The sequence below is a fragment of the Mesorhizobium sp. M8A.F.Ca.ET.181.01.1.1 genome, from assembly GCF_004792025.1.
In the GTDB taxonomy this organism is placed as follows: Bacteria; Pseudomonadota; Alphaproteobacteria; order Rhizobiales; family Rhizobiaceae; genus Mesorhizobium.
The window spans coordinates 1-279 of the sequence record NZ_SRTV01000351.1 but is presented as its reverse complement, the minus strand read 5'-3'; the positions used below and the strand labels follow the sequence as shown (position 1 = coordinate 279).

1 pseudogene is annotated in these 279 nt (G+C 60.6%); it reads left to right on the top strand.

From position 1 onward, the window contains the following. Positions 1-279, top strand: a pseudogene (locus tag EN824_RS34930) (tRNA (N6-isopentenyl adenosine(37)-C2)-methylthiotransferase MiaB); the annotation flags it as partial.

Sequence of the window (279 nt, the reverse complement as noted above, 5' to 3'; positions counted from 1 at the left end):
CTATTTGGCGCTCATCGAGCGTATCCGCGCAGCCCGTCCCGACATCGCCATGTCGGGCGACTTCATCGTCGGCTTTCCCGGTGAGACGGATGAGGATTTCGAGGCGCCGCTGAAATTGGTGCGCGAGGTGAACTATGCCTCAGCCTTTACCTTCAAATATTCTCCACGTCCCGGCACGCCGGGCGCCGAGATGGACGGCCATCTTTCCGAAACCGTGAAGGACGAGCGGCTGCAGCGCCTGCAGGCGCTTATCAACGAGCAGCAGCAGCATTTCATCGC